This is a genomic window from Actinosynnema sp. NPDC050436 (genome assembly GCF_040655415.1).
Classification (GTDB): domain Bacteria; phylum Actinomycetota; class Actinomycetes; order Mycobacteriales; family Pseudonocardiaceae; genus Actinosynnema.
Genome location: NZ_JBFAJV010000002.1, coordinates 399,002 through 425,035 on the forward strand (window position 1 = coordinate 399,002; position 26,034 = coordinate 425,035).

The 26,034-nt window shown below is 75.8% G+C and carries 19 protein-coding genes; 7 read left to right on the plus strand and 12 right to left on the minus strand.

Annotated elements, in window-relative coordinates:
• Positions 1-101 precede the first annotated feature (101 nt).
• Both AB0I60_RS06015 and AB0I60_RS06020 read right to left on the minus strand, forming a co-directional pair.
• Positions 102-1,001, minus strand: coding sequence for a methyltransferase domain-containing protein (locus tag AB0I60_RS06015; protein WP_360726104.1), 900 nt, complete (start codon positions 999-1,001; stop codon positions 102-104).
• Positions 1,002-1,455: 454 nt separating this feature from the next.
• Positions 1,456-1,947 (minus strand): hypothetical protein, encoded by a 492-nt coding sequence (locus AB0I60_RS06020; protein WP_360726105.1) that lies wholly within the window; start codon positions 1,945-1,947, stop codon positions 1,456-1,458.
• A gap of 735 nt (positions 1,948-2,682) precedes the next feature.
• On the opposite strand from AB0I60_RS06020, the gene AB0I60_RS06025 reads away from it, so the two are divergent.
• The 3 genes from AB0I60_RS06025 to AB0I60_RS06035 all read left to right on the plus strand — a co-directional run bounded on the left by AB0I60_RS06025 (position 2,683) and on the right by AB0I60_RS06035 (position 10,371).
• Complete coding sequence (locus AB0I60_RS06025) at positions 2,683-5,505, plus strand: BTAD domain-containing putative transcriptional regulator (protein ID WP_360726106.1); 2,823 nt, start codon at positions 2,683-2,685, stop codon at positions 5,503-5,505.
• Positions 5,498-6,814 (plus strand): alanine racemase, encoded by a 1,317-nt coding sequence (locus AB0I60_RS06030; RefSeq protein ID WP_360726107.1) that lies wholly within the window; start codon positions 5,498-5,500, stop codon positions 6,812-6,814. The genes AB0I60_RS06025 and AB0I60_RS06030 overlap by 8 nt, the downstream gene beginning before the upstream one ends.
• Positions 6,815-7,068: 254 nt before the next feature.
• Complete coding sequence (locus tag AB0I60_RS06035) at positions 7,069-10,371, plus strand: BTAD domain-containing putative transcriptional regulator (RefSeq protein WP_360726108.1); 3,303 nt, start codon at positions 7,069-7,071, stop codon at positions 10,369-10,371.
• Positions 10,372-10,415: 44 nt separating this feature from the next.
• Here AB0I60_RS06035 and AB0I60_RS06040 read toward each other — a convergent pair whose 3' ends face one another.
• The 3 genes from AB0I60_RS06040 to AB0I60_RS06050 all read right to left on the minus strand — a co-directional run bounded on the left by AB0I60_RS06040 (position 10,416) and on the right by AB0I60_RS06050 (position 12,257).
• Positions 10,416-10,823: a hypothetical protein gene (locus AB0I60_RS06040; RefSeq protein ID WP_360726109.1), complete on the minus strand. Its 408-nt coding sequence runs from the start codon at positions 10,821-10,823 to the stop codon at positions 10,416-10,418.
• Between the two features lie 137 nt (positions 10,824-10,960).
• Positions 10,961-11,593 carry a hypothetical protein gene (locus tag AB0I60_RS06045; RefSeq protein ID WP_360726110.1) on the minus strand — a complete coding sequence of 211 codons (633 nt, stop codon included), beginning with the start codon at positions 11,591-11,593 and terminating at the stop codon, positions 10,961-10,963.
• An 82-nt stretch (positions 11,594-11,675) separates the two neighbouring features.
• Positions 11,676-12,257 (minus strand): GNAT family N-acetyltransferase, encoded by a 582-nt coding sequence (locus tag AB0I60_RS06050; protein ID WP_360726111.1) that lies wholly within the window; start codon positions 12,255-12,257, stop codon positions 11,676-11,678.
• Between the two features lie 148 nt (positions 12,258-12,405).
• Here AB0I60_RS06050 and AB0I60_RS06055 point away from each other — a divergent pair, with 148 nt between their 5' ends.
• On the plus strand, positions 12,406-13,431 hold the full coding sequence (locus tag AB0I60_RS06055; RefSeq protein ID WP_360726112.1) for a methyltransferase: 1,026 nt from the start codon (positions 12,406-12,408) through the stop codon (positions 13,429-13,431).
• Positions 13,432-13,485: 54 nt separating this feature from the next.
• Here AB0I60_RS06055 and AB0I60_RS06060 read toward each other — a convergent pair whose 3' ends face one another.
• Both AB0I60_RS06060 and AB0I60_RS06065 read right to left on the minus strand, forming a co-directional pair.
• Entirely contained in the window at positions 13,486-16,038 is a 2,553-nt protein-coding gene (locus tag AB0I60_RS06060) for an ABC transporter substrate-binding protein (RefSeq protein WP_360726113.1), read from the minus strand.
• 161 nt (positions 16,039-16,199) lie between these two features.
• A complete protein-coding gene (locus AB0I60_RS06065; RefSeq protein ID WP_360726114.1) occupies positions 16,200-17,783 on the minus strand; it encodes a lipase family protein in 1,584 nt (527 codons plus the stop codon).
• Positions 17,784-17,914: 131 nt separating this feature from the next.
• On the opposite strand from AB0I60_RS06065, the gene AB0I60_RS06070 reads away from it, so the two are divergent.
• Together AB0I60_RS06070 and AB0I60_RS06075 are read left to right on the plus strand one after the other, a co-directional pair.
• On the plus strand, positions 17,915-18,652 hold the full coding sequence (locus AB0I60_RS06070; RefSeq protein ID WP_360726115.1) for a class I SAM-dependent methyltransferase: 738 nt from the start codon (positions 17,915-17,917) through the stop codon (positions 18,650-18,652).
• A gap of 95 nt (positions 18,653-18,747) precedes the next feature.
• On the plus strand, positions 18,748-19,143 hold the full coding sequence (locus AB0I60_RS06075) for a hypothetical protein (protein WP_360726116.1): 396 nt from the start codon (positions 18,748-18,750) through the stop codon (positions 19,141-19,143).
• A 91-nt stretch (positions 19,144-19,234) separates the two neighbouring features.
• Here the strand turns inward: AB0I60_RS06075 and AB0I60_RS06080 are convergent, their stop codons facing one another.
• Genes AB0I60_RS06080 through AB0I60_RS06100 form a run of 5 tightly spaced genes read right to left on the minus strand, consistent with a single transcriptional unit; the run spans position 19,235 to position 24,557 of the window.
• Positions 19,235-20,449, minus strand: a complete 1,215-nt coding sequence (locus AB0I60_RS06080; RefSeq protein ID WP_360726117.1) for a multidrug effflux MFS transporter — start codon at positions 20,447-20,449, stop codon at positions 19,235-19,237.
• A 36-nt stretch (positions 20,450-20,485) separates the two neighbouring features.
• Positions 20,486-21,469: an alpha/beta hydrolase gene (locus AB0I60_RS06085; RefSeq protein ID WP_360726118.1), complete on the minus strand. Its 984-nt coding sequence runs from the start codon at positions 21,467-21,469 to the stop codon at positions 20,486-20,488.
• On the minus strand, positions 21,466-22,443 hold the full coding sequence (locus AB0I60_RS06090) for an alpha/beta hydrolase (RefSeq protein WP_360726119.1): 978 nt from the start codon (positions 22,441-22,443) through the stop codon (positions 21,466-21,468). The genes AB0I60_RS06085 and AB0I60_RS06090 overlap by 4 nt, the downstream gene beginning before the upstream one ends.
• Positions 22,444-22,472: 29 nt before the next feature.
• On the minus strand, positions 22,473-23,429 hold the full coding sequence (locus AB0I60_RS06095; RefSeq protein WP_360726120.1) for an aldo/keto reductase: 957 nt from the start codon (positions 23,427-23,429) through the stop codon (positions 22,473-22,475).
• A gap of 18 nt (positions 23,430-23,447) precedes the next feature.
• Positions 23,448-24,557 carry a zinc-binding dehydrogenase gene (locus AB0I60_RS06100; protein WP_360726121.1) on the minus strand — a complete coding sequence of 370 codons (1,110 nt, stop codon included), beginning with the start codon at positions 24,555-24,557 and terminating at the stop codon, positions 23,448-23,450.
• Positions 24,558-24,659: 102 nt separating this feature from the next.
• On the opposite strand from AB0I60_RS06100, the gene AB0I60_RS06105 reads away from it, so the two are divergent.
• The gene (locus AB0I60_RS06105) at positions 24,660-26,027 is read left to right on the plus strand and encodes an amidohydrolase family protein (RefSeq protein ID WP_360726122.1); all 1,368 of its coding nucleotides are present in this window, start codon (positions 24,660-24,662) and stop codon (positions 26,025-26,027) included.
• The last annotated feature ends 7 nt before the right edge of the window (positions 26,028-26,034 follow it).

Sequence of the window (26,034 nt, forward strand, 5' to 3'; positions counted from 1 at the left end):
ACACCCTCCCGCGCCCCGGGCTCAACACCGGCCCGCACCCGTGCGGCCCCCGCGCGGCGGTGAGGGGGAGATGTCGCCGAACGTCACTACGGACCGCCGGTTCACGCGGGCTTGTCGAAGACCATGGCGCTGTAGCGGCACGGCGCGACCAGGGCGGTCAGGTGCGCGTGCGCCAGCTCCACCAGGTGCCGCCAGTCGGCGTCGGTGAGCGCGCGCAACCCCGGCCGGTAGAGGCGGGCCGCCCCGCGCCCCGCCGCCGTGCCGAGGAAGCGGGCCAGCGGCGGGGCCAGGCGGCCGTAGTGGGCCAGGGCGTGCGGCGTCCAGTCGTGCACCGCCCGCACGGCGAACCCGGCGTCCAGGGCGGCGGTCAGGTAGCGGTCCAGCGGCTCGAACTGCTCGAAGTGCCAGGTGTCGCGGACGAGGCGACCCGGGTCGAGCGCCTCGACGGTCGAGGGGTCGCGGTCGCGCCAGGTGAAGTCGACCAGCACCAGGCGGCCACCGGGGCGCAGCAGGCGGTGGGCCTCGCGGAGGAACGCCCGCCGGCCGGCCGGCCCGAAGTGGAACGCGGCCTCCAGGCAGTGCACGCGGTCGAGCGAGCCGTCCGCCAGCTCGACGGTCCCGGCGCGCGCGGGCGGCGCGGTCACGTCCACCACCGCGAACTCCACGCCCGGCTGCCCGCCGAAGCGGGCGCGGGCCTGCTCGACCTGCTCGGGCTGGACGTCGACGCCCAGCGCCCGGCAGCCGCGCCGGCCCAGCCACGCCGTGGTGAGGCCGCGCCCGCAGCAGGCGTCGAGCACCAGCTCGCCGGGCCGCGCCTCCAGCAGGGCGAGCGAGCGGCGGGCCAGCCGGCGTTGGAACCACCCGAGGCCGCCGACCGCCAGGGGGAGCGTGGGCCAGGTCAGGTAGCCGACGTTGACCAGGTCGCCCCAGCCGAGCTGCTCCAGCGCCCGGAAGAGCACGCTGCTGTCGTTGTAGGAGTCGGCGATGCCGTCGGCACCCATGGACGTGCTCCTCCGCGTGTCGGCGACCGGCCCGGTCGGGGTCCAGTATCGACTCCGACCCGCGACCACCGCCGACGCGGCGGGGTGGTGAGGGGCGATCACGCCCCGGAAAGCGGAAATCCCGCTGATCGGGCGAGTGCCCGATCAGCGGGATTTCCGGTCTGGCCACGGCGATCCCCGCCACTCCCGGGGCACCGGTCGCCGGACGGAGCCGATGACGTGGTGCCCGGGACGGGAGCGGAGCGGACCGGGTGGGTGACGGGTGGGCGGGCCGGGCCGGGGATGTCGATCCCACCCCCTCAGGAGCGGCGACCCCGGTCACCCGGTGCCGCCTCCGCGAGTCGGGGGCCCGGGGGTCGAGGCCGGGCTCCCCTCGCCCGTGGTGCCCGCTCGAACCGGCACCCGTCGGCCCGACCGCCCTTTAGCGGACGGGGTCGGGCGCGCTGAGCAGTGCTCAGCCGTTGTCCTCGCCGGTGAGGTTCGCGATGGCGACACCCGGGGCCTCGCTGATGCCCACGGTGCCCGCGCCGTCGCTGTCCTCGTTGCCGCCCGCACCGTTGCCGTTGCCACCGGCGCAGCTGTTGTTGCCGGTCTGCTCGTTGATCACGGTGCTGGTGGTGGTGTCGCCGTTGTGGCCACCCAGCACGTTGATCTCCGGCAGGCCCACGTTCGGCTTGACGTCCTGGACGGCGGCGGCGACGGCGACCAGGCCGACGGCGACGGGGATCTGGGGCTTCGCCACGCTGACGCACTGGAGCGCGTTGGCAGCCGCACCGTCGGCCACGCTGACCTGGTCGACGCCGATCACGGCGTCCTTGTGCACGATCTCCCGGGCGCCGGGCGCGAAGTCGTGACCCTCGACCTCACCCGCGGAGGCCATGCCGGTGCCACCAATCATGAACAGACTGGCGACCCCGGCAAAGACGATACCGGCCTTCTTCAACACTGTAGGTTCTCCATTCGATTTCCTGCGAATGCCCGACGAGTCCCGTGTACCGCTGCGGATGTCGAACGACGGGGACACTATCGGGACGCGCTGCCGCGATAGTGCCGAATAGCGCCATGGTGTACCGAAGTCACCCTATCCAGTGAATAATGCCAATCGGACGGTAATCACCGCCGGTCCTGACGGGCGTATCCGCATCAGATGGGGTTGACCAGCCCATACGGCCTGTTCCGGTGGTGCGTGGGACGGGTGCGCACCCCGGCGGCGCGACCGGGGGCGGGTCAAGGGGCTCTGCGCACTTTTTATCCGTTGTGGCAGGTCGGAACCGACTGTCGGGTCGCGGCGAAAGGCTCGCGCGGTTGTGGGAGGGAGAAAAGGACCTGGACGGGCTCCGGTGCGGTGGTGGCGGTGCGGGCCGTGACGGTTTCCGCAGCCGGGCCGTCACCCGAACGAGTTCCGGGTGACGAGAACACCGGCCGGAGGGTCACTGTGCCGGGCCGGCACGGGCCGCGCCGGCCGCCGGTCCGGCCGGTTCGGTGGGCGGACCGGTGCCGGGAGGGGGCAATCGAGACGCGGCGGGAGCGGGTTGGGCCGACACGACGCAAGATCCTCTGCCGCACGGACCACGGCGCGTGGTCGAACGTCCGCGACCCCCGAGTAGCTCTTGAGCCCCCGGGTGCGGAGCGATAGGAACCGTTCGGTCAGCGCACCGAGGCATCGCCGGAGGGGTCGCCCATGACGGTGGAGTTCCGGCTGCTCGGCGAGATCGGGGCGAGCGTCGGCGGCCGGTTCGTGGAGGTGGGTTCGGCCAAGGGCCGGTGCCTGCTGGCCGTGCTGCTGGTGGAGGTCAACCACCCGGTCTCGGTCGACGGGCTGGTCGACCGGCTGTGGGGCGGCCTGCGGGTGCCCCGGCGGCCCGCCGCCGTCGTGCAGAGCTACATCTCGCGCCTGCGGCGCGGCCTCGCGCCGGCCGCCGGCGTGCGCATCCTCCGGCTGCCCGGCGGCTACAAGCTCGCCGCCGACGCGCACACCGTCGACCTGCACCGGTTCCGCGACCTGACCCGGGACGCGCGCGCCGCCCGGCGCGACGAGCTGGCCGAGGCGCTCTACGAACGCGCGCTCGCGCTGTGGCAGGGCGAGCCGTTCGGCGGGCTGGACGTCCCGTGGCTCAACGTCGTGCGCGCCGAGCTGGTCGGCGAGCTGCACGCGGCCCTGCTCGACCTGGCCGACGTCCGGCTCCGGTCGGGCGGGCACGCGGCGCTGCTCGCCGACCTCACCACGCGGGCCGGGCAGCACCCGCTCGACGAGCGGGTGGCCGGCCAGCTCATGCTGGCGCTGCACCGCAGCGGCCGGTCGGCCGACGCGCTGGCGCACTACGACGGGCTGCGCCGGCGCCTCGCCGAGGAGATGGGCACCGACCCCGGCGGGCCGCTGCGCGCGCTGCACCGGCGGATCGTCGCCGCCGACCCCGCGCCGGCCCCGGCGCACCCGCCGGTCCGCGCCGCCGGCACCCCGGTGCCGCGCCAGCTCCCGTCGGCACCGAGGCTGTTCGCGGGCCGGGCCGCCGAACTGGCCTTCCTCACCTCCACCCTCGGCCGGCACGTGGACGCCGGCACCACGGTGGTGGTCTCCGCCCTCGGCGGCACCGGCGGGATCGGCAAGACCTGGCTGGCCCTGCACTGGGCGCACCGCAACCTCGACCTGTTCCCGGACGGGCAGCTCTTCGTCAACCTGCGCGGTTTCGACCCGCTCGGTGCGCCGGTCCCACCCGAGGCGGTGGTGCGCGGCTTCCTGGACGCGCTCGGCGTGGAGCCGGCCGCCGTCCCGGTCGAGCCGGCCGCCCAGTTCGGCCTGTACCGCAGCCTGGTCACCGGCCGGCGGGTGCTGATCGTGCTGGACAACGCCCGCGACAGCGCGCAGGTGGTCCCGCTGCTGCCGGGCAGCCCGACGTGCGCGGTCCTGGTCACCAGCCGGCGCAGGCTGACCGGGCTGACCGCGAACCACGGCGCGTTCGCCGCCGACCTCGACCGGCTGCCCGACGCCGAGGCGCGCAGCCTGCTCGTCCGGCGGCTCGGCCGGGAGCGGGTCGAGGCGGAGCCCGCCGCCGTGGCGGAGCTGCTGGACTGCTGCGCGGGCCTGCCGCTCGCCCTGGGCGTGACCGCCGCCCGCGCGGCGGCCCACCCGGACTTCCCGCTGGCGACGCTGGGCGCGGAGCTGCGCGACGCGGCCCACCGGCTGGACGCGCTGGACGTCGGCGAGCTGACGGCGGACGTCCGCTCCGTCCTGGCCTGCTCCCGCTCGGCGCTGGACCCGGAACCGGCCCGGGTGTTCGCGCTGCTCGGCGTGGCGCCCGGACCCGACCTGGGCCTGCCGGCGGCGGCCTCCCTGTGCGCGCTGCCGGTGGCCCGCTGCCGAAGGGTGCTGCGGGAGCTGGAGGAGATGCACCTCGTGCAGCAGCACGTGCCCGAGCGGTACCGGATGCACGACCTGGTCCGCCTGTACGCGGCGGAGCGCAGTCGCCGGGACCTGGCGCCGGACGACCGCGAGGCGGCCCTGCGCCGGCTGGTCGACTGCTACACCCGCACCGCGCACCAGGGCGACCGCCTGCTGGAACCGCACCGCCCGCCGATCGAGCTGAGCCCCCGGGTCGAGGGCTGCGCGGAGGTCCGGTTCGCCGATGCCGACGCGGCGGCGGCCTGGTTCGCGGCGGAGACCCCGTGCCTGGTGGCCGCGCAGCAGGCCGCCGCCGACCGGGCCTGGCACGCCGAGGTGTGGCGGCTGACCTGGGTGCTGCACACCGTGCGCAGCCGGCAGGGCCGGTTCCACGACCTGATCGACGGCTGGCGGGTGGCCCTGGCCGCCGCGCGCGAGCTGGACGCGCTCGGCCCGCAGATCCAGGCGCACCGCCACCTCGGCACCGCCCACACCCGCATCCGCCGCCACCAGCTCGGCTACCAGCACCTCGGCCAGGCGCTGGCGCTCGCGGAGCTGGCCGGGGACCTGCGCAACCAGGCGCACTCGCACCACTCGCTGACCGCCCACTGGGAGTTCCTCGGCGACTACGCGCGAGCCCTGGGCCACGCCACGGCCGCCCTGCGCCTGTACCGGGAGCTGGACGACCCGGTCGCCGAGGCGCGGGCGCTCAACCAGGCGGGCTGGGAGCACGCCATGCTCGGCGAGCACGGGGATGCGCTCGCCTGCTGCGAAAGAGCGCTGGCGCTCAACCGGGAGCACCGCGACCGCGACGGCGAAGCGGCCACTTTGGACAGTCTCGGCTACATCGCCCACCAGACCGGCCGGCACGCCGTGGCGGCGGACCACCTCCAGGAGGCGCTGACCGTGAGCCGCCGCGTCGGCAACACCTACCTGGAGGCGGACGTCCTGGAGCACCTGGGTGGCGCCCGCGCCGCCGTCGGCGACCACGCCGGGGCGCGGGCGGCGTGGCAGCGGGCCGTCGAGCTGTGCCACGCCCAGCGCCGCACCGCCGACGCCGAACGCGTGCGCGGGCGGTTGACCGGGCTCGACGGGCCGGCACCGGCGGCTGAGCACCGTGGCTGAGCACCCGCCCGCCGTCGTCGCCGCCCGGCGGGACCTGCTGCGCCAGGTCGCCGCCGAGTTCGGGTCGGCCTACGTCTACGACCTCGACCTGGTGCGGTCGAACGCGGCGGCGGTGCGCGCGGCGCTGGCCCCCGTGCAGCTCTGCTACGTCGTCAAGGCCAACCCGCTGCACGAGGTCGTGCTCGCGCTGGACGACGTGCTCGACGGGGTCGCGGTGACCTCGCCCGGCGAGCTGCGGCACGTGCGGGAGCTGGGCGTCGCCCCGGAGCGCGTGACCTTCGGCGGCCCGGTGCCGACCCCGGCGGACGTCGCGCGGGCGGTGCGGTGGGGCGTGCGCGCGGTCCACCTGGCCTCGGCCGCCGACTTGGCCCCGGCGCGCGCGGCCCGGGACGCGGCGGGCACCGGGACCGCGCTGGCGCTGCGGGTGGACCCGGCCGGCGGCGCGCTGCCGGCCGACCCGGTGAGAGGTGCGGTGCCGGGCGATCCGGTGAGAGGTGCGGTGCCGCCTGACCCAGTGGGGCGCGCGGTGCCGGCCGACCCGGCGGGAGCACCGTCGCGGTTCGGCGTGGCCGAGGAGGCGCTGCCCGGCCTGGCCGAGCGCGGGCTGCTGGACGCGGTGCAGGGCGTGCACGTGCACGCGGGCAGCCGACTCCGGGACTGGGCGGTGGTGGCCCGCCGGTCGGCGCACCTGGCCCGGATCGCCGGATCCCTGGCCGCGCGGCTCGGCCGGCCGCTCGACCACGTCGGCCTCGGCGGCGGGTTCGGCGTGCGGCACCCGACCGACGGCCGGGTGCTGGAACTGGACCGCCTGTCGCCCGCGCTGCGCGGCCTGCCGACCGCCTTCCCCCTGTCCCCCGGGGGGAAGGCGGTCCTCGAACTGGGCCGCTACCTGGTCGCGCCGGGCGGCGTGCTGGTCACCGCGGTGGTGGGGGAGCGGTGGTCGCGCGGCACCCGGTTCGTCTTCACCGACTGCGGCCACCACGGCTTCCCGGTGCCGTCGCCGACCGGCGGGCCGCACCGGGTCGTGCCGCTGGACGACCGCCCGTTCGACCGCACCGCGCCGCCGGTCGTGGTGTGCGGCCCGCTGTCCGCGCCGGCCGACGAGTTCGGCGTGGTGCGCGGCTGGGCACCGCGCCCCGGCGACGCGGTGGCCGTCTGCGACGCGGGCGCGTACGGCTACTCGATGAGCCCGCAGTTCTTCCTCAGCCGCCGCACGCCGGCCGAGGTCGTCGTGGAGCACGGCCGCGCCCGGCTGGTCCGGGAGCGGATCGACCCGGGCGACTACCTGTCCTGGGGCCGGCCGACCTGACCCCGGCGGTGCGACGGCGTTTGCACCCGCTGTCGGTGGTGGCCGGCTCGACCCGAGCGGTGCGACGGCGGTCGGCACCCGCTGCCGGTGGTGGACAGCCGGTGCGCGGGCCGGGCGGCACGGCGGCGGTCCTGCCGGACGGGGGTGCCGGCCGGCCCGGGTGGACCCGGGCGCGATCGGCCGGGTGCCGCAAACCGCCGGTATCCCGGTGCGGCGGGGGCCGGGGGTTGGTTCGCTCGCGGGCGGGAGGCGCTGTGCGCATTCAACTGCTGGGGCCGCTCCGGGTGTGGCGCGACGACGGCCGCGAGGTCGACCTCGGGCCGCCGGCCAGGCGCGCCGTGCTGGGGCTGCTCGCGCTCGCCGGCGGCGACCCGGTACCCGTCGCCGAACTCGTGGACGCGCTGTGGGGCGACCGGCCGCCCGCCCGCGCCACCAACGTGGTCCAGACGCACGTCAAGCACCTGCGGCGGCTGCTGGAACCCGACCGGCCCGCGCGCACGCCCAGCGCGCTGCTGCCCAGCGCCAACGGCGGGTACGCGGTGCGGGTGCCCACGGACGCCGGGGCGTTCCGGGAGGCGGTCGCGCCGGCCGACCGCGCCGACGACCCGGCCCGCGCGGTGGAGCTGTGCCGGGAGGCGCTGGCGCTGTGGCAGGGCCGCCCGCTGGCCGACGTCCCGCTGCTCGCCGGCCACCCGGAGGTGGTGGCGCTGGACGCGGAGCGGCGTCGCGCGCTGACCCGGTACGCGGAGGCCGCGATCGCCGCCGGGCGGGCGCGCGAGGCGTTGCCGGTGCTGGCGGGGGCGGCCGGGGCGGAACCGCTGGACGAGCACCTCCAGGCGTGCCTGATCCACCTCCAGCGGGCGGCCGGGCGGCGGGCCGAGGCGTTCGCCGGCTACCGGGAGGTGCGCGACCGGCTCGCCGACGAGCTGGGCGTCTCGCCGGGTGCGGAGCTGGCCGGGGCGTACGCGGCGCTGCTGGCCGACGACGCCGAGGAACCGTGGGCCGGACCGGTCCGGACGCCCGCGCAGCTCCCGGCCGACGTCGGCGGGTTGACCGGGCGCGCGGCGGAGCTGGCCGAGCTGGACGGCGCGGCGGCGGCCGGGCTCGTCGTGGTGTCCGGGACGGCCGGCGTGGGCAAGACCGCGCTGGTCGTGCACTGGGCGCACCGGGCACGCGACCGCTACCCCGACGGGCAGCTCCACCACGACCTGCGCGGGCACTCCGGCGAGCGGCCGGCCCGCCCGGTCGAGGTGCTGGCGCACTTCCTGGCCTCGCTGGGCGTGCCGGCCGACCAGGTCCCGGTCGACGTGCGCTCGGCGTCCGCGCTGCTGCGCACCGCGCTCCGGGGTCGCCGGGTGCTGCTGGTGCTGGACAACGCCGTGGACGCCGACCAGGTCCGCCCGCTGCTGCCCGGCCACCCCGGCTGCGCGGTCGTGGTGACCAGCCGGGAGCGCGCGGTCGGGCTCGTGGCGCGGGACGGGGCGCGGCAGCTCGTGCTGGACGTGCTGCCGCCCGCCGAGGCGGTGCGGCTGCTGACCGCCGCGCTCGGCACCCGGCGCACCGCCAGCGAACCGGGCGCGGCCCGCGAGCTGGCCCGGCTGTGCGCCGGGCTGCCGCTCGCCCTGCGGATCGCCGCCGCGCGGCTCGTGGACCACGGGGACTGCACGATCGCCGACCACGTCGCGCAGTTGCGCGGGGACGACCCGCTGGCGGTGCTGGAGGTCCCGGGTGACGAGCAGGCGACGGTCCGCCGCGCGTTCGACCCGTCCTACGCCGCACTGCCGGCGGAGGCGCGGCGGGTGTTCCGGCTGCTCGGCCTGGTGCCCGGCGCGGACTTCGGCGACGAGGCGGTCGCCGCGCTGTGCGGGCTGCCCCGGGAGGCGGCGGGACGGGCGCTGGACCGGCTGGCGCGGGCGCACCTGGTGGACCGCCACCTGCCCGGCCGGTACCGCTTCCACGACCTGTTGAGGTCGTACGCGGTCGCGCTGGCGTCGGCTGAGGACGCCGACGACGTGCGGCGCGCGGCATCGGCCCGCCTGCACGCCTGGTACCTGGACCGCACCGACGCCGCCGCCCGGGTGCTCTACCCGCACCTGCTGCGCCTCCCGCCTGCCGACCCGGCGAACCCGACCACTTCCGCCGGCGGGGCCGACCTGGTCGAGCCCTCCGGCGCGGGCGGGTCGAGCGGCCCGGGACGGCCCGCCGACGCGGGCGGGTCTGCGGGAGCCCCGGGTTCGGGGACCGGGTTCGCGGGGTCGGCGGAGGCGTCGACGTGGCTGGACGTCGAGCGGGCCAACCTCGTCGCCACCGCCTGCGCGGCCGGTGCACCCGTCGCGTGGCTGCTCGCGGACGCCCTGCGCGGGTACTTCTGGCTCGCGCCGCACGCCGTCGACTGGTCCGCCGTGGCCGAGGCGGGGCTCGCGGCGGCGTCGGGGCCCGGGGCCGGGCGGGCGCGGGCGGCGTGCCGGTTGAGCCTCGGGGACGTGGGGTTCCGGCTGGGCCACTACCGGGCCGCCGTGCACCACTACGCGCACGCGCTGGTCCTCGCCCGCCGCGCGGGCTGGGCGGAGTGCGCCGCCGCCGTCTCCGGCAACCTGGGGTGCGTGTACTGGCAGCGCGGGCGGCTGCGGCCGGCCGTGGCGCACTTCGACCGCGCGCTGGCGTCGAGCCGGCAGGTCGGGTCGACGGCCGGCGAGGCGGCGGCGGTGGGCAACCTCGGGCTGGTGCGGCGGGAGATGGGGGAGCTGGACCTCGCTGCCGACGCCTACGGGCGCGCGTCGGAGCTGTACCGGCGGATCGGGTCGCGCTACGGCGAGGCGATCAACCTGCTCAACCTCGGGCACGTCCGGCACGACCAGGCCCGGACCGGCGAGGCCGCCCGGCTGGCCCGCCAGGCCCTGGTGGTGCAGGCGGAGACCGGCGACCGGTCCGGGGCCGCCGGCGCGCACGCGCTGCTGGCCGCCGTGCTGCGCGACACCGGCCACCCGCGCGAAGCCCTCGACCACGCGCGCACCGGCCTGGGCCTGGCGCTGGACGTGGCCGACCCCCGGGCCGAGGCGGAGGCGCTGGTCGTCTCGGGCGGGGTGCACCTGCGCACCGGCGCGCGGGAGGCGGCGGCCGTGGACTTCGGCCGCGCGCTGGCCGCCGTGCGGCGCACCGGCGACCGCTACCCGGAGGTCGAGGCGTCGATCGGGCTGGCCGAGGCCCGGGGCGACCTCGCGGGCGCGCTGGGCGCGCTGGGCGCGGCCGAGCGGTGCGGCTACCGGTGCCTGGCCGCGACGGCGTCCACCTCGGTCGCCCGAACCCTTGCCGCGCAGGGGGAGTGGCGAGGTGCCGAGGCGCACGCGCGGCGCGCGGCGGAAGCGGCTCGGGCGACCGGGCACCGGCTCGGCGAGGCCCGCGCGCTGCTCGTCCAGGGCAGGGCGCTGGACGAGCTGGGCGACCCGGCGGCCGAGGCGGTGTGGCGCGAGGCGTTCGACCGGTGCGCCGCCGCCGGGATGCCCGAAGCGCTGCCGGTGCACCGCAGGCTCGCCGCGCCGGTCGACCGGTGGCGGTGAGCGGCGGATCGGCCGGTCGATGACGCGGAGCGCCGGGCCGGCGGTCAGGCGCCGGCGACGCCCCGGTCCACGTCGTGGCTGCCGTCGGGGTGCACCACGACGACCACCCACGGGTTGACCTGGTGCGGCTCGCCGGCGGCGTCCCGGCAGGTGAACTCGCCCGTGCTGAACGACTCCCACGAGTCGCCCGCGCGGGACGTGCCGGTCTCGCGGACGCCCCGCCACTCGCACGTCGGGTCGGTCGGTCTCGCCTGCACCGTGGGCGGTGACACGGAGGTGATGCCCGCCGGGCCGCCGCACCACTTCACCCGGTGCAGGTACTCCCACGGCACACCGCCCTCGGCGGCGGCTGTCGCGGTGGTCTCCCAGCAGGTGCCGGGGGCGGCGGTGGCGACCGGGGCTCCGCACAGCGCTGCGGTCAGCGCCGTGCACGCGACGAGTGATCGGTTCATCGATTTTCCCCTGTTCTTCCAACGGTTCCGGTTCGGTGTCCACTGGGCACGGCGCGCGCCGACGCCCGTCGGGGTGTTCGGCGCGCGCCGAACACCGGTTCGGGCCCTGCGGCGGTGGGCCCGAACCGGTGCGCGGGTCAGACGACTTCGAGGATGAACCGGAAGCCGTCGGGGTCGAAGGCGTTGGCGTCGAAGGCGTACGCGCTCTGCCCGCCGCCGCCGCTCGCCCAGCCGGTGAACACCGGCCGGCCCTCGGGCTCGCGGCGGTCCACGGCGTTGAGGCCCAGGCGGAAGTCGCCGATCACCACGCCCGGCGGCAGCGGCCGGGTCTCGATGATCACCCGGTACTGGTCCGGGTCGAACGCGTCGGGGTCGGTCATCACGTCGCTGGTCCCGCCGCCCTGGCCGGCCCACGGCGTGAAGACGACCGCGCCCAGGTCCCGGCCCCGGTCCCGGGCCTGCCCGCCGATCCGGAAGTCGACCGGGTTCAGCGTGCCGCCGCCGAAGGCCGGGTTGAGGTTGATCCGCGCCCCGTCGGGGTCGAAGTCGTTGCTGTCCCCGGCGAACTGCGACGAGCTGCTGCCGAAGTTGGCCGTCCCGGTGAACTGCTCGACGCCCTGGCCGGACCGGCCGCCCTCGTCGACGAGCTGGAAGCCGACCCGGAAGTTGGGCAGCGTCGCGGCGCCGGCCGTCGGCGCGGAAACCACCAGGGGCACGAGGGCGGCCACGGCCACCGCCGTCGCCGTGGCCGCTTTTCCGATGCTGAGCACGAGATCCTCCTCCATCTGCGTCAAGGACCCCGGCGACGTTAGGAGCGGCGGTTGGACAGCCGTTGGACGTCGGCTGGACGCGTCAGCCGGTGCGGACCATGCACCACGTCAGGGGCCCGCCGTCGGGCGACTCGACCTCGGCGGTCACCTCGAAGCCCAACCTGCGGTACAGGCGCAGGTTCCGCTCGGTCGAGGTCTCCAGGTACGCGGGCACGCCGGCCGCGTCGGCGGCGGCGAGACCGGGCCGGAGCACCGCCGTGCCCAGCCCCCGCCCCTGCCGGTCGGGCCGCACGGCCACCGTCCCCAGGTGGTACAGCGGCCCGGCGGGGCGGTACGGGTCGAGCGCCTGCTCGGCGAGCGCGGACGCGACGGCGCGGTCGCCGGCCAGTTCGGCGGCGCGCGCGGCGACCGGGCCGAACGCGGCCTCGGCGTCGGTGTCCGGCGTGGTCCACACGGCGACGGCGCCGAGGTCGTCGGAGACCCACACCTCGCCGAGCGCCAGCCCGACCTCCACCAGGTAGAGCCGCTGGAGGTCGCGCACCCGGCGCTCGTGGTCGTCTTCCGCCACGACGTGCCGGATGTAGGACTTCCCGGCGAAGGTCGCGGTCAGCGTGTCCACCGCGCCGTCGATGTCGTCGTGGGTGGCGCGTCGAATCTCGGTCACGATCAACACCGTATCGAGGTCGGCCAGTGGATTTCGGCCGCGGTCGCCGGAACGCGACGACCCGGCGGGTTCCGGCGACCGGGTCGTGCGCAGGGCCGTTCGGGGGGCTTGCCGGCATTCGCGCTCGGTGCCGGCTATGGTGCGATGAGTGACGACTGGTGGCCCTCCCGGGCAGGCGGACGACGACCTCCGATTCGTGTTGCTCGACCATGCGCTGGACTTCCTGTTCCCGGCGGCGTTGCGCGCCGTCACGGCGCTGGGCGTGGCGGACCACCTGACCCGCGAACCGCGCCCGTTCGGCGAGCTGGCCGAGGCGGTGGGCGCCGATCCGCTCAGCCTGTACCGGGCCCTGCGGCTGGTGGCCACGCGCGGGGTCGTGACCGAGGTCGACACCGGGCGCTTCGCCTCGACGCCGCTGGGCGACCTGCTCCGCACCGACACGCCGGCGTCGCTGGGACCGGCGGTGCTGATGATCACCGACCCGACGTTCTGGCGGCCCGCCGGCGAACTGGCCGAGACCGTGCGCACCGGGACGTCGGTGTTCGAGCAGGTGTTCGGGGTGCCGTTCTTCGAGCACTTCGCCCGCGACCCCGACACGGCGGCGGTGTTCCACGTCGGCATGGCGTCCATGTCCGACCCGGAGAACCCGTTGGTCGCCGCCGCCTGCGAGTTCCCGGACTCGGGCGTGGTGGTGGACCTCGGCGGCGGGCACGGCGGCCTGCTGCTGGCCGTGCTGCGCGACCACCCCGGCCTGCGCGGGGTCCTCTACGACCAGGAGCACGTGCTCGCCGGCCACCTGCTCGGCCGCCTCGGCGCGGACGACCGCTGGGAGACCGCCGCCGGCGACTTCTTCACCGACGCCCCGCCCGGCGACTTCTACCTGGTCAAGCGCATCCTGCACGACTGGGACGACGAGCAGTGCGTGCGCATCCTGGAGCACTGCCGGCGCGGCGTGTCCGACCACGGCCGCCTCCTGGTGGTGGACGCGGTCGTCCCGCCCGGCAACGCCCCCGACCACGGCAAGCTCATGGACCTGCTGATGATGAGCTCCCTGCCCGGCCGGGAGCGCACCCGTGCCGAGTTCGAGGACCTGTTCACCCGGGCGGGTTTCCGGCTGACCCGGGTCGTGCCCACCGGATCGCGTCTGTCCGTGGTGGAGGGTGTGCCGGCCTGAAGACGTACGGCGTCCCCGCGCGATCCGGCTCCGAGGGCCGGTGCACCACGGCGCTCAGGCGTACGCCACGAGGTAGCCCAGCACGATCGCCAGGATGTACACCGGGTACGCGACGCGGGCGAACCTCGCCAGCTTCTCCTCCGACCGGCCGCGCCCCCGGTTCGCGTAGCGCTTGCGCAGCATGGCGACCAGCACGCAGACCGCCGCCAGCAGGATGAACGCGTAGTAGCCCCATTCCAGCGCCACCGTGTAGCTCACGGACGGAAGCTGTGACGTCACGTTGTTCAGCAGCACGGCGGTGCTCAGGATCGCCGTCACGCCCATCGAGACCGGTGCCGCCCCGTCGCTCGCCTTGAAGAACAGCGACAGGTAGGTGACGCCGATCAGCAGCACCAGGGGGAGCAGGTTCTTCACCAGGAACGGCAGCACGTCCCGGGTGATCACGACGTCGGCGGTGTACTGGCTGTAGTAGATCCCCGTCACCGCGCTCGTGTCGTCGTTCCCGCCCAGCGCGTCGCTGCTGCCCACGGTCCGCTGGGTGAAGTTCACCGACGACGCGAACCAGTTGGGCAGGTTGTCGATGCCCGCGTCGGCGTCGGTGCCGCTGCGCAGGTAGGCGTCCGGTGCCTGGTTCAGGATCTCCTTGTCCGTCACGTAGGTCACCTCGTCGGCGGTGCGCGTGCGGTTCTGCAGCCGGACGTCCAGCACCTGCTCGTCGAACGGGAAGTCGTGGAACTCCAGGCCGTTCTTGAACCGGTCGGCGACCCGGTAGAGCCGGTACGTGTGGCCGTTCTCGGTCACGTCGCGCAGCGGCGGACCCGGTTTCAGGTCGGGCTTCACCGAGTTCACGAACGACAGGTCCGACGCGGAGTGGTCGCCGTCGTACTTGAGCCACAGGAAGAAGTCGGCGAAGTAGGTGCCGTCCCGGGTGTCCAGGTCGCGCACCTCGTTGAGGTTGACGCCGGTCGCCACGACCTGCCGCCGGGTCAGGTGCCGGTCGCCGATGGCGATGACCGCGCCGGACGCGACGCCCTCGCGCAGCGCGCGGTCCGACTGCGGCTCGTAGGCGGTGAGCTGGACGGGTGCGGACACCAGCCGGGTGCCGTCGCTGACCACGAACGACACCGGCATCTGCGCGGAGCCCGCCGCCGAGAAGTACAGCGGGCCGAGCAGCGCGGGGAACGCGTTCTCCCGGTTCTTCAGCGCCGCCATGGCGTCCCGCACGCGGCGGCGGTCGTCGGCCCGGTGCGCGCCGGTCAGGTCGAGGTCGCCGGTGAGGACGGCGTGCACCCCGATGTCGATCGCCTGCCGCGCGGTCGCGGCCGGCCACAGCGGGAGTTCCCCGTAGCGCTGCTCGAAGTCCTGCGACCACGTGAGTGCCTGACCCGACAGCGAGTCCGGGGAGAGCGGCGTGGCCAGGTGCAGGCCGGAGGTGAACAGGCCGGGCCGGCCGCGCTCCCGCTCGTCGCGGACGAGGGCGCGGTGCAGCGCCTTGGTGCCCATCGACGCCGTGCCGAGGATCGGCGCGGTGAAACCGTTCTCGCGCAACCGTTCCACGACGTGCAGGCCGCGCTTCTCGGTCATCGCCAGCACGACCGGCTCGTCGGTCGGCGACGCGGTGAGCCGGCGCACGGCCTCGTCCACCGTCGCGTCGTCCCTCACCGCGATCCCCTCGGCCGAGGCGCCCAGCACGCGCAGCCCGCCGCTGAACGACTCCAGCACCGACTGCCCGTACTCGTCGTCGTCGTGCACGACCGTCGCCGAGGGCACGCCGAGGACCTTGGCCGCGTAGGCGGCGAGGAAGTCGCCTTGCGTGCGGTTGCCGAACATGCTGCGGAAGTACCAGTCGCTGTCGTCGGTCAGCCGCGTCGACCCGGCGGACGGGGTGATCGCCGCGATCCCGGCCTCCCGGTAGACCGGCGACGCGGCCACGGCGGTGTCGCTGGTCGCGTGCCCGACCACGAACAGCGCGCGGCCGTCCCGGACGATCTCCTCGGCGACCTCGCGCGCCCGTTCCGGCCGGCCCTCGTCGTCGTGGACGTCCAGCACGACCCGGCGGCCTTCGACGCCGCCTCGCGCGTTCAGCTCCTCCACGCGCATCCGCAGGCTGCGCTCGACGTGCGCGGACTGCTCGGCGGCCTCGCCGGACAGCGAGACGGCCAGGGCGACGTGCAGCGGTTCGGCTCCGGTGCCGCCCCACGTCGTCCACGCGGCGGTCACCGCGAGCAGCAGCGCGCCGACGACGCCCACCGCGACCACGCGCAGCCGCCTCCGGCGGCGCTCGCGCGGGGTGGTCGGGGTCGTGGGGGGACGGGGCGGGTCGACCAGGTCCGCCGCTTCGGCCGGCGGCCGGCTCGGTCCCCCGCCCAGGGCGGCGCGCGACCGCGCCGTGTCCGGGTCGGCCACCAGCTTCCGCGCCTTGTCCAGGCAGAACCGGCGCTCGGCGGGGTCCTCCGCGAGTTCCGCGAGCCACCGCCACGCCGGCTCGTAGTCGATGTCCACGGCCAAGGCGCGGCCGAGCAGCTCCCGAGCCCGCGCCGGGTCGGACTCCCGCGCGCGCAGCGCCTCGTGGGTGAGCGCGGACGCGGTGGCGGGCAGGTCTGGCACGGTCAGAGCCTCCGGAACGGTGGCGCGGCAGGAGCGCCGGCGAGAGTACGCACGGCACGGTTCGCCCTCCCGAGACCGTCGAGATCACCTCGCGGTGAGCGCGAGCGGTGCCGGGAGGGGGACGCCGGGCCACGGTCGGGTGAGGCGCGGCCCCGAGGGGACTACGGTCGGAACCGGCCGAACAGCCAGTGCCCGGGGTGCCCGGCATCGGGTGCGCGGCAGAACCCGCGAACGGCGTCGACCAGTTCGGCCACCGAGAGCCGGCCGTCGCCGCCGGTGTCGAGGGCCGCCACCACCCGCGCGGCCTCGGCCTCCGGCACCTCGCAGCCGCGCAGCAGCCGGCGGACCTCGGTGTCGTCCACCCGGCCGTCCCGGTCGGCGTCGAGCAGCGCGAGCACGGCCTCGGCCAGCGGCAGCACCTCGTGCTCCGCCACGCCGAGCCGGCCCAGGAACTCCGCCCCGCCCACCCGGCCGTCCCGGTCGGTGTCGGCGCGGTCGGCCACCGCCCACCACAGCGCCCGGTAGCCCTCGCGGACCGCGCGGGCGCGCGGCGACCCCGGCGGCTCCCCGAACGCCTGCACCAGGCGCAGGGCGAACACCTCGTAGTCGTCGAGGCTGAGGTACCCGTCGCCGGTCGCGTCCAGCAGGCCGAACCCGGCCGTGCGAGGTGCTGCCGGGGCGGTGTCCAGCGCCCGGTCCGCCCACCGGGTCAGCGCCGGGACGTCGGCGGACAGCAGGCCCGCGTGGTCCGCGCCCTCGTGGGCCACCAGGGCGACGTCGGCCCCGGCCGCGTGCAGCTCGCCGGCGTACGAGCGGACCACGTCCAGCGGCACGACCTCGTCCGCGCCGCCCGCCACCAGCAGCACCGGCCGGTCCAGCCGGGCGACCGGCACCCGGCACGCCTCCAGCACCTCGGCCACCCCGGGCCGCCCGAGCAGGCCGGTGGTGCCCAGGTCGCGGTTGGTCAGCGCCGATGTCGCCCGGTACACCTCGAACAGCGACCCGCGCTCGGCCAGCGCCACCAGCTCCGCGCCCCGCTCGGTGAGCAGCCGCCGCGCGTCGAAACCGGGGTGCGACACCCGCAGCCCGGCCAGCAGGAAGGGCACCAGGACGGTCACCGGGTCGTCGTCGCGGGCGGTCTGCCGGGCCACGATCTGCGGGACGTGGACCGGCGGCGCGAGCGCGATGGTGCCCCGGAAGTCCAGCTCCGGCGCGTACCGGGTGGCGACCAGCCCGGCGAACAGCGCGGCGTGCCCGCCCTGCGAGAAGCCGACCGCGAGCCACTGGTCGCGCAGCGGCAGGCCCAGGCCGTGGGCGGCGCGCACGGCGTCGACCACGTCGTCGGCGACCGCCTCGCCGTTGAGGTACGGGTGCGGTCCGGGCGTGGACAGGCCCTCGTAGTCGGTGGCCGCCACGGCGTACCCGGCGGCGAGCCAGCCCTCCACCAGCCCGCGCTCCCGCCTGGTCAGCCCGGTGCGCGAGGGCGCGGCGGCGTCGCACAGCCCGGTCGTGCCGTGGGCGAAGGCGACGACCGGCCACGGTCCCCCGCCCGCCGGCGCGAAGACGGATCCGGACACCACCCGCCCGGCCCCGTCGTAGCCGACGCCCTGGTAGCGCACCCGCCGCGCGACCGCCGCCCCGGCCGGCCGCAGTCCGTCGGGCAGCTCCTCGCTGTCCAGCGGTGTCCCCGCCGGCCGCACGCCGGGGTCGACCGCGTCCACCTCACCCGCCACCTGGGCACCCATCCCCCCAGCGTGGCAGCCGCCGGTCGGCGGTGCGCCACCCGGCGGGCGGGGAGCACCCGTTCGTCCGAGCGGGACGACCCGACCGGGAAAACCGGAGGCGTCCCGCGAGCGCGCCGCGCTACGGTCCGGCGGTGACCGATGAGGACGGGTACTTCGGCGGAGCCGTCGCGGCGCAGTACGACGAGACGTCGGCCGACGTGTTCGACCCGGCGGTGGTGGGTCCGGCGGTCGACTTCCTGGCGGGCCTGGCCGGCACCGGCCGCGCGCTGGAGCTGGGCATCGGCACCGGCCGGATCGCCCTGCCGCTGGCGGCGCGCGGCGTGCCCGTGCACGGCGTCGACCTGTCGCGGGCGATGGTCGCCGAGCTGCGCGCCAAGCCGGGCGGCGACGCGATCCCGGTGACCGTCGGCGACTTCACGTCCGCCACGGCGGGCACCACCTTCTCCCTCGCCTACCTGGTGTTCAACACGATCATGAACGTGACCTCGCAGGACGCGCAGGTCGAGTGCTTCCGCAACGCCGCCGCGCACCTGGAGCCCGGTGGCTGCTTCGTCGTCGAGGTGATGGTCCCGGAGCTGCGCGCGCTGCCGCCCGGCCAACGGGCCGTGCCGTTCCAGGTGAGCCCCACCCGGTGGGCGTTCGACCTCTACGACGTGGCGACGCAGCAGATGAGCTCGAACTACGTCGAGGTGGTCGACGGCCGGGGCTCGTACCGCTCGATCCCGTTCCGGTACGCGTGGCCGGCCGAGCTGGACCTGATGGCCCGGATCGCGGGGCTGCGGCTGCGCGAGCGGTGGGACGGCTGGACGCGCGCACCGTTCACCGCCGAGAGCCGGCAGCACGTCTCGGTGTGGGAGAAGCCCGCCTGAGCGCCCGGCGCGCGGCGGCCGGCGACCTCGGTGCCCGGTCCCCGCACCGCCACGTACTACGGTGGGGGCGCGGCCGGACGCGGGAGGCGACGACGGTGACCACCTGGGTCAATGTGATCAACTATGTGCGCAGTCGGTACGAGGTGCTGGAGGAGTCCGAGAGCTGGCTGCGGTTCCGGCTGGACGCGAAGGGCGGGCGCACGCAGCAGGTCGCGGTGCACCACGTCAGCGACGAGAACGGCACGGCGTGGCTGGAGATCTCCTCGGCGGTCGGCCGGGCGGACGCCGTGGACCACGCGCGGCTGCTGGAGCTGGCCGGCACCTCGCTGGTCGGCGGGGCGGCCGTGGTGGACGGCGTGGCCCTGCTCAAGCACACGGTGCTGCTGGAGGAGCTGGGCGGCGTCCGGGACGAGTTCGAGCGCCCGCTGACGATGCTGGTGGCCAGCGCGGACGCGTTCGAGGAGGAGCTGACGGCGGCCGACCACTTCTGACCCCGGTCCGGGGCCACCCGGCACATCGGCCGGGTGGCCCGGGACCGGTGGTGCGCCCGGCCGACGCCCCGCGAGCCGGCCGGACGGGCGGTCACAGCGGGCCCGGCGGGACCACCTCGACCCGTTCCGCCTCGACCTGGCTGCGGCGCAGCCGGGGCAGCACCGCCAGCCACACCAGGGCCGCCGCCGCGCCGTACGCCACGGCCATCGTGACGGCCATCGACAGCGGGCTCGTGCCGCTGAGCGCCACCAGCGGCGCCACCAGCGGGCCCAGCGCGAACGACGTCGTGCCCAGCAGGGCCGCCGCCGTGCCCGCCCGGTCCCGGTGGTCGGCCAGGGCCAGCGCCGACCCGTTGGACTGGGTGCCGCCGCTGGCCAGCATCATCAGCGCCAGCGACACCAGCAGGGCCACCAGGCCGAGACCGAGCAGCACCGACGCCAGCAGCGCCAGGGCCGCCACCGCGCCCAGCGTCGTGCCCACCGCGTACATCCGGGCCGGGCCGACCCGCCGCACCACCACCCGGTTGACCTGCGCACCCACCACGGCCATCACCGCGTTGCCCGCGAAGCACAGGCTGAACACCTGCGGGCTGAGCGAGTAGCTGTCCTGCAGCACGAAGCTGATCGACGCCAGGTAGGTGAAGAACGCGACGCCGCCGCACGCGCCGACCACCAGGAAGCGCCGGAACATCCGGTCCTGGAGCACCGCGCCGAACTGCCGCGCGCCGCCCTGGGCGTAGCGGGCCCCGGGTGGCAGGCTCTCCGGCAACGACGTCAGCGCCAGCAGGAACAGCGCCACGCCGATCCCGGCCAGCACGCCGAAGATGCCGCGCCACCCCATGATCGGCGCGAGCTGGCCGCCGATGACCGGTGCCACGATCGGCGCCAGGGCCCCGACCGTGGTCAGCATCGCCAGCAGCCGCACCAGCTCCACGCCGTCGGTGAGGTCGCGCGCGACCGCCAGGGCGATCACGATCCCCGCCGAGCCGCACAGCCCCTGGAAGAACCGGGCGGCCAGCAGCAGCTCGATGGACGGCGTCAGCGCGCACGCCAGGGACAGCAGCGCGAACAGGCCGACGCCGAACAGCAGGGGCCGCCGCCGGCCGAACCGGTCGCTGAGCGGGCCCACGACCAGTTGGCCGAGGGCCAGCCCCAACATGCACGCCGACATCGTCGCCTGGGCGAGGCTCTCGCTGGTGTCGAGGTCGGCGGCGAGCCGGGGGAGCGCGGGCATGTAGAGGTCCATCGAGATGGGCCCGAAGGTCTCCAGCAGGCCCAGCACGACGGCGACGCGGCGCAGGCTCACCCGGCCCGCCCCGCGACCCGGCTCACCGCGCCCGCCTCATCGGGCACCGAGGATCCGCTCCAACCAGGACAGCCGGGCGGCCTCGGCCGCGCGGGACACCACGGCGTCCGGGGAGAACCCGGCGAAGGCGTGGTACCCGCCCGACCAGATGTGCAGCTCGGCCTGCCCGCCGGTGGCCCAGATCCGCGACGCGTACTCGGCCGCCTCGTCGCGGAAGATCTCCGCCGCGCCGACGTCGACGTACGCCGGCGGCAGGCCGGACAGGTCCGCCATCCGGGCCGGCACCTGGTAGGGCGACGCCTGGTCGGTGCCGCGCAGCGGACCGAGGATGGCGTTCCAGGCGGTGTCGTTGTTGTTGCGGTCCCACGCGCCCCGACCGTCGTACTGCCGGGTGGACACGGACTCGTTGCGGTCGTCGAGCATCGGGCACATCAGCACCTGCCCGGCGATCGCCGGGCCGCCCCGGTCCCGGGCCAGCAGCGACACCCCGGCGGACAGCCCGCCGCCGGCGCTGGCCCCGGTGACGACGACCCGGTCCGGGTCGACGCCGAGTTCGGCGGCGTGCTCGGCGAGCCACACCAGGCCCGCGTAGCAGTCCTCGACGGCGGCGGGCGCGGGGTGCTCCGGGGCGAGCCGGTACTCGACCGACACCGCGACGGCGTTGAACCGCAGCACGTCCTCGATCAGGCCGTCGATGCCGAAGTACCGGTTGCCCAGCACCATCCCGCCGCCGTGGATGCCGTAGAACGCGGGCGCGTCCACGACCCCGCCGCGCGGCCGGACCACCGTCAGCTCGATGTCGGGCGCACCGGCCGGGCCGGGCACGACGTGCTCCTGCACCTCGACCGGCCGGTCGCCGACCACCTGGGCGACCGGCGGGACGATGGTGGCGAAGTGCGCCCGGTTGGCCAGGATCGTGTCGGCCCGCAGCGGGATCCGCTCGACCATGTCGAGGAACGCGGCCAGCCCCGCTTCCAGCTCGGGGTCGTAGGGGACGGGCGGGTAGCGGTCGGGGCTCATCCCGCGACCAGCCCCAGCACCCGGCGCAGCCACGAGGTGCGCGTCTCGATGGCGATCCGGCTGACGTGCCACTCGGGCACGTACATGTCGAACCCGTGGAACGCGCCGCTCCACACGTGCAGCTCGGCCTGGCCGCCGGTCTCCCAGATCCGCAGCGCGTACTGGGTGTCCTCGTCGCGGAACGTCTCCGCGCTGCCGACCTCGATGAACGCCGGGGGCAGCCCGGACAGGTCGGTGGCGCGGGTGGGCGCGGCGTACGGCGAGACCGCGTCGGTGCCGTAGTCCTCGCCCAGCAGCGACTGCCAGCCCGCCAGGTTCGTCTCCCGGGTCCACGTGCCCAGGTTGCTGTACTGGTGGCTGGCGACCGTGGTGTTGGTGTCGTCGATCATGGGGCACAGCAGGAGCTGGCCGACCAGCGCGGGGCCGCCCCGGTCGCGGGCCAGCAGCGCGACGCCGGCGGACAGGCCGCCGCCCGCGCTGCCGCCCATCACCACGACCCGCGTCGGGTCGATGCCCAGCTCGGCCGCGTGCTCGACGGTCCACACCAGACCGGCGTAGCAGTCCTCGACGGGCGCGGGGTGCGGGTGCTCGGGCGCGAGCCGGTACTCCACGTTGACCGCGACGACGCCCAGCTCCAGCACCAGGGCGAGCAGCCGGCCGACGTCCATGTTGCGGTGGCCGACCATCATGCCGCCGCCGTGGATGTTGTACAGGCAGGGCACCGGGCCCTCGACGTCGCGCGGGGAGATGACGGTGATCTCCAGGTCCGGTGCGCCCTCGGGGCCGGGGACCTTCCACTCGGCGACGTGCACCGGGGCGTCGCCGACCTGCTCGGCGGCGGGCGGGAACATCGCGGCCATGGCGGCGCGCATCCCGGGGATCGTCTCCGGCGTGAACGGGGGCGCGTCCGGCGACACGATCTGCGCGAGCGCGGGCTCGATCTCGGCGTCGAAGGGGACCGGGGGGTAGGTCACGGCAGGCTCCTCGGGGGTGGTTCGGTTGGTCACGGTCCCTCCGGGTCGACCACGCCCCGGTCGGCCCAGAAGGGCTCGACCAGCGAGCGCAGCTCCTCGGCGCCGACCTGCTCGACCAGGTCGACGGCGGCGAGGTTGTCCTCCAGCTGCGCGAGCCGGGACGCGCCGAACAGCGTGGTGACGTTGGCCGGGTGGGTCAGGGTGAAGGCGACGGCGAGCCGCGCCGCGCTGGTGCCGAGCTTGTCGGCGACCTCGGCGATGCCGGCGGCGTGCTGCTTGAGCGCCTCGCGGATGCCGCCGGGGTCGCGGCCGATCTCGCGGCTCTGGCCGTCGCTGCCGGCCAGGATGCCGCCTTCGAGGACGTCGGACGCCTGCATGGTGAAGCCCTCGGCGAACAGCTTGCCGAACGGCTCACCGTCCGGGATGGACCGGCGGCCGATGCTGTACTTGAGCTGGGCGATCTGCGGGCCCGGCACGCCGCGCCCGGCGGCGATCTCCTGGAGGCGGCGGATGTTGCCGGCGGACCAGTTGTTGACGCCCCAGGCGCGGATCAGGCCGTCGCGGGCCAGCCCGGACAGGTCGTCGACCAGGTCTTCCAGGGCGACGTCGTCCCGCCGCAGGTCGCCGAGGACGACCAGGTCGGCGACCTCGAAACCGCCGCGCAGGAAGGCGTTGCGCAGCTGGGGGCGGAACCCCTCGTCGCCGAAGCCCTCGATCCAGAGCTTGGCGGACACCAGGTAGTCGTCGCGCGAGATGCCGGAGGCGCGCATGATCGCGCTCCAGATGACGTCGGTGAACACCGGCGGCATCCCGGGGAACCCGTAGACGCCGACGTCGAACAGGTTGATCCCGGCGTCCACGGCGGCGCGGATCATCGCCACGGCGTCGGCGAAGTCCATCCGGTCGTAGGTGTGCCAGGAGCCGAGGGACAGCAGTGACACGTCCAGGTCGGACGTTCCCACGCGGCGGCGGGGCAAGGCGGACACGGTGTGCCTCCTACGGGGTCAGGGGAGACGGGGGTCGATGACGGCCTTGACCTCGTCGAGGCGGTGCATGGCCTCGATCCGGTCGGACGCGGCCGAGAGGCCGACCGGGGTGCCGAACAGCTCGTGCCACGGCATCCGGTCGCCGAAGGCGCCGAAGAACTCGATGGCGCGGTGGTAGTCGGCGATGTCGCCGTTGAGCGAGCCGACGACGGTCAGCTCCTTGCCCATGACGGTGCCCAGCGGCAGCGGCGCGGAGCCGGGGCCGGTGGTGCCGACGATGACGACGCGACCGCGCTGGGCGGCCATGGCCACCGCCTCGTGGCCGACCGACGGTGCGCCGGCGAAGTCCATCACCAGGTCGGCCCCGTGGCCGCCGGTCAGCTCGCGGACCCGCTCGACGACGCCGTCCGAGCCCAGGGCGATGTCGACGGTGGCGTCCGCGCCGAACCGGCCGGCCAGGGTCAGCCGGGACGCGGGCGCGCCGACCGTGATCACCGTGCCCGCACCGGAGATCCGGGCGACGGCGGTGGCGAACACGCCGAGGGCGCCGGAGCCCTGGATCACCACGCGCGAGCCCGGCGCGACGCCGCCGACACCGTGGAAGGCGCGCAGCACGGTCTTGGCCGCGCACCCGGCCATGGCCGCCCAGGTGTCCGGGAGGTCGTCGGGCAGCAGCAGCTTCGCCGCGCCGGGCACGACGTAGGCGTACTCGCACAGGCCCGCCGTCGCGTACGGGTGGACGTCGGAGCGCTGGAGGAAGCCGTAGCCGCGCTTGGCGCACGCGACGGGCTCGCGCAGGACGGTGCAGCCGTAGCACTCGCCGCACGTCGACTCCGACCAGCCGATGCGCGCGCCGACCGGGACGTCCCGGCCGAGCGCGTCCCGGGTGCCGGGTCCGACGGCGACGACCTCGCCGACCATCTCGTGCCCCAGCACCATGGGCAGCATCCCGGGGAAGCTCATCTTCCCGGACCAGATCTCGACGTCCGTGCCGCAGAGCGTGGCGCACGAGACGCGCACCAGAGCGGCTCCGGGCTCGACCTCGGCGGGCAGCGGGAGTTCGGTGAGGTGCAGCGGTTCGCCGTGCTCGGTCAGCACCGCCGCGCGGGTGGAGGTCGGGACGGACATCGGGCTCCTTCCGGTGGCGGGAGGCGCAAGAAGGCCACCCGGTGGGTTAGTCTACGGATGTCGACTAAAATGTCGAGACCCCGGACACAACAGGGAGCGCCAGTGGGGACATCAGTTGCGGACCTCGTCCTGCGCGGCGGACCGGTCCACACCTTGGCCGGCTCTCGCCCCGCCACCGCGCTGGCCGTCCGGGACGGGCGCGTGCTGCGCACCGGCACCGACGCGGACGTCGCCGACCTGGTCGGTCCGGGCACCGACGTGGTCGACCTCAACGGTCGCGCCGTCATCCCCGGCATCAACGACGCACACCTGCACGCGACCTGGCTGGGCGCGCTGTGGCCGCACACGCTGTTCGGCGACAGCGGGGCGCCCGGCATGGCCCCGGAGCGCCCGCTGACCACGCCGGCCGAGCGCCGGGCGGCGATCCTGCGCGCCGGGGACCTGTTGGCGGGCCTGGGGATCACCAGCTACACCGAACCGGGCCTGGGGCCGGGCGAGGACGCCGGCAGCACCGGCGCGTTCGGCACGTCGGTCGTCGAGCAGTACCGCGACCTGGCGGCCGAGGGCCTGCTGCGGGCGCGGGTCACCGCGCTGTGGCTCTACGGCGAGCTGGACGGCCCGAGCACGCTCGCGGACTTCCGCGCCGGACTGGCCACAGTGGACGGTACCGGTCCCGACCGCGAGCGGCTGAACTTCACCGGGGTGAAGATCTTCGCCGACGGCATCCCGCCGATGCGCTCCGCCTACACGCACCACTGCTACGCCGACGGGTCGCGCGCGGAGCTGCTCGTCGCGGGCGGCGACGACGCCGAGCGCGAGGCGAACCTGACCCGGATGGTCCTCGACGCCCACCACGCCGGCCTCCAGGTGGGCCTGCACGCGACCGGCGACCGGGCGATCGAGCTGATGCTGGACGCGGTCGAGCGCGCCCGCGCCGAGCACGACGTCGACCTGGGCCACTACGTCATCCACGGCGACCTGGTGAGCACCGACCAGCTCGCCCGGATGGCCCGGCTGGGCGTCGGCCTGTCCGCGCAGGCGGGGATCGCCGTGCGCACGGTCGGCGTGGTCGACGCGGCGATGGGGCCGGGTCGCGCGCAGAGCGCGTGGCCGTTCCAGGCCGCGCTGGACGCCGGCGTGCCGCTGTGCCTGACCTCCGACTCGCCCGTGCTGCCGCCCGACTGGCGGCGCGAGATCGCGGCGGCCGACCGGTGGATGGGGCCGGCGGCGGACCCCCGGCAGCGGCTGGAGACGCTGCTGCGCTGCTACACCGTGCACCCCGCGATCCAGGACGGCGCCGCCGACTGGAAGGGCACCCTCGCCGACGGCATGGCGGCCGACTTGTGCGTGCTGGCGGCGGACCCGCTGGAGCTGACCGCCGCCGAGCTGCCCGACGTGGCCGTCGACCTGACCGTCCTGGGTGGACGGGTGGTCTTCGAGCGCACCGGTTCGAGCGCCACCGCCGTCTAGGACCAGC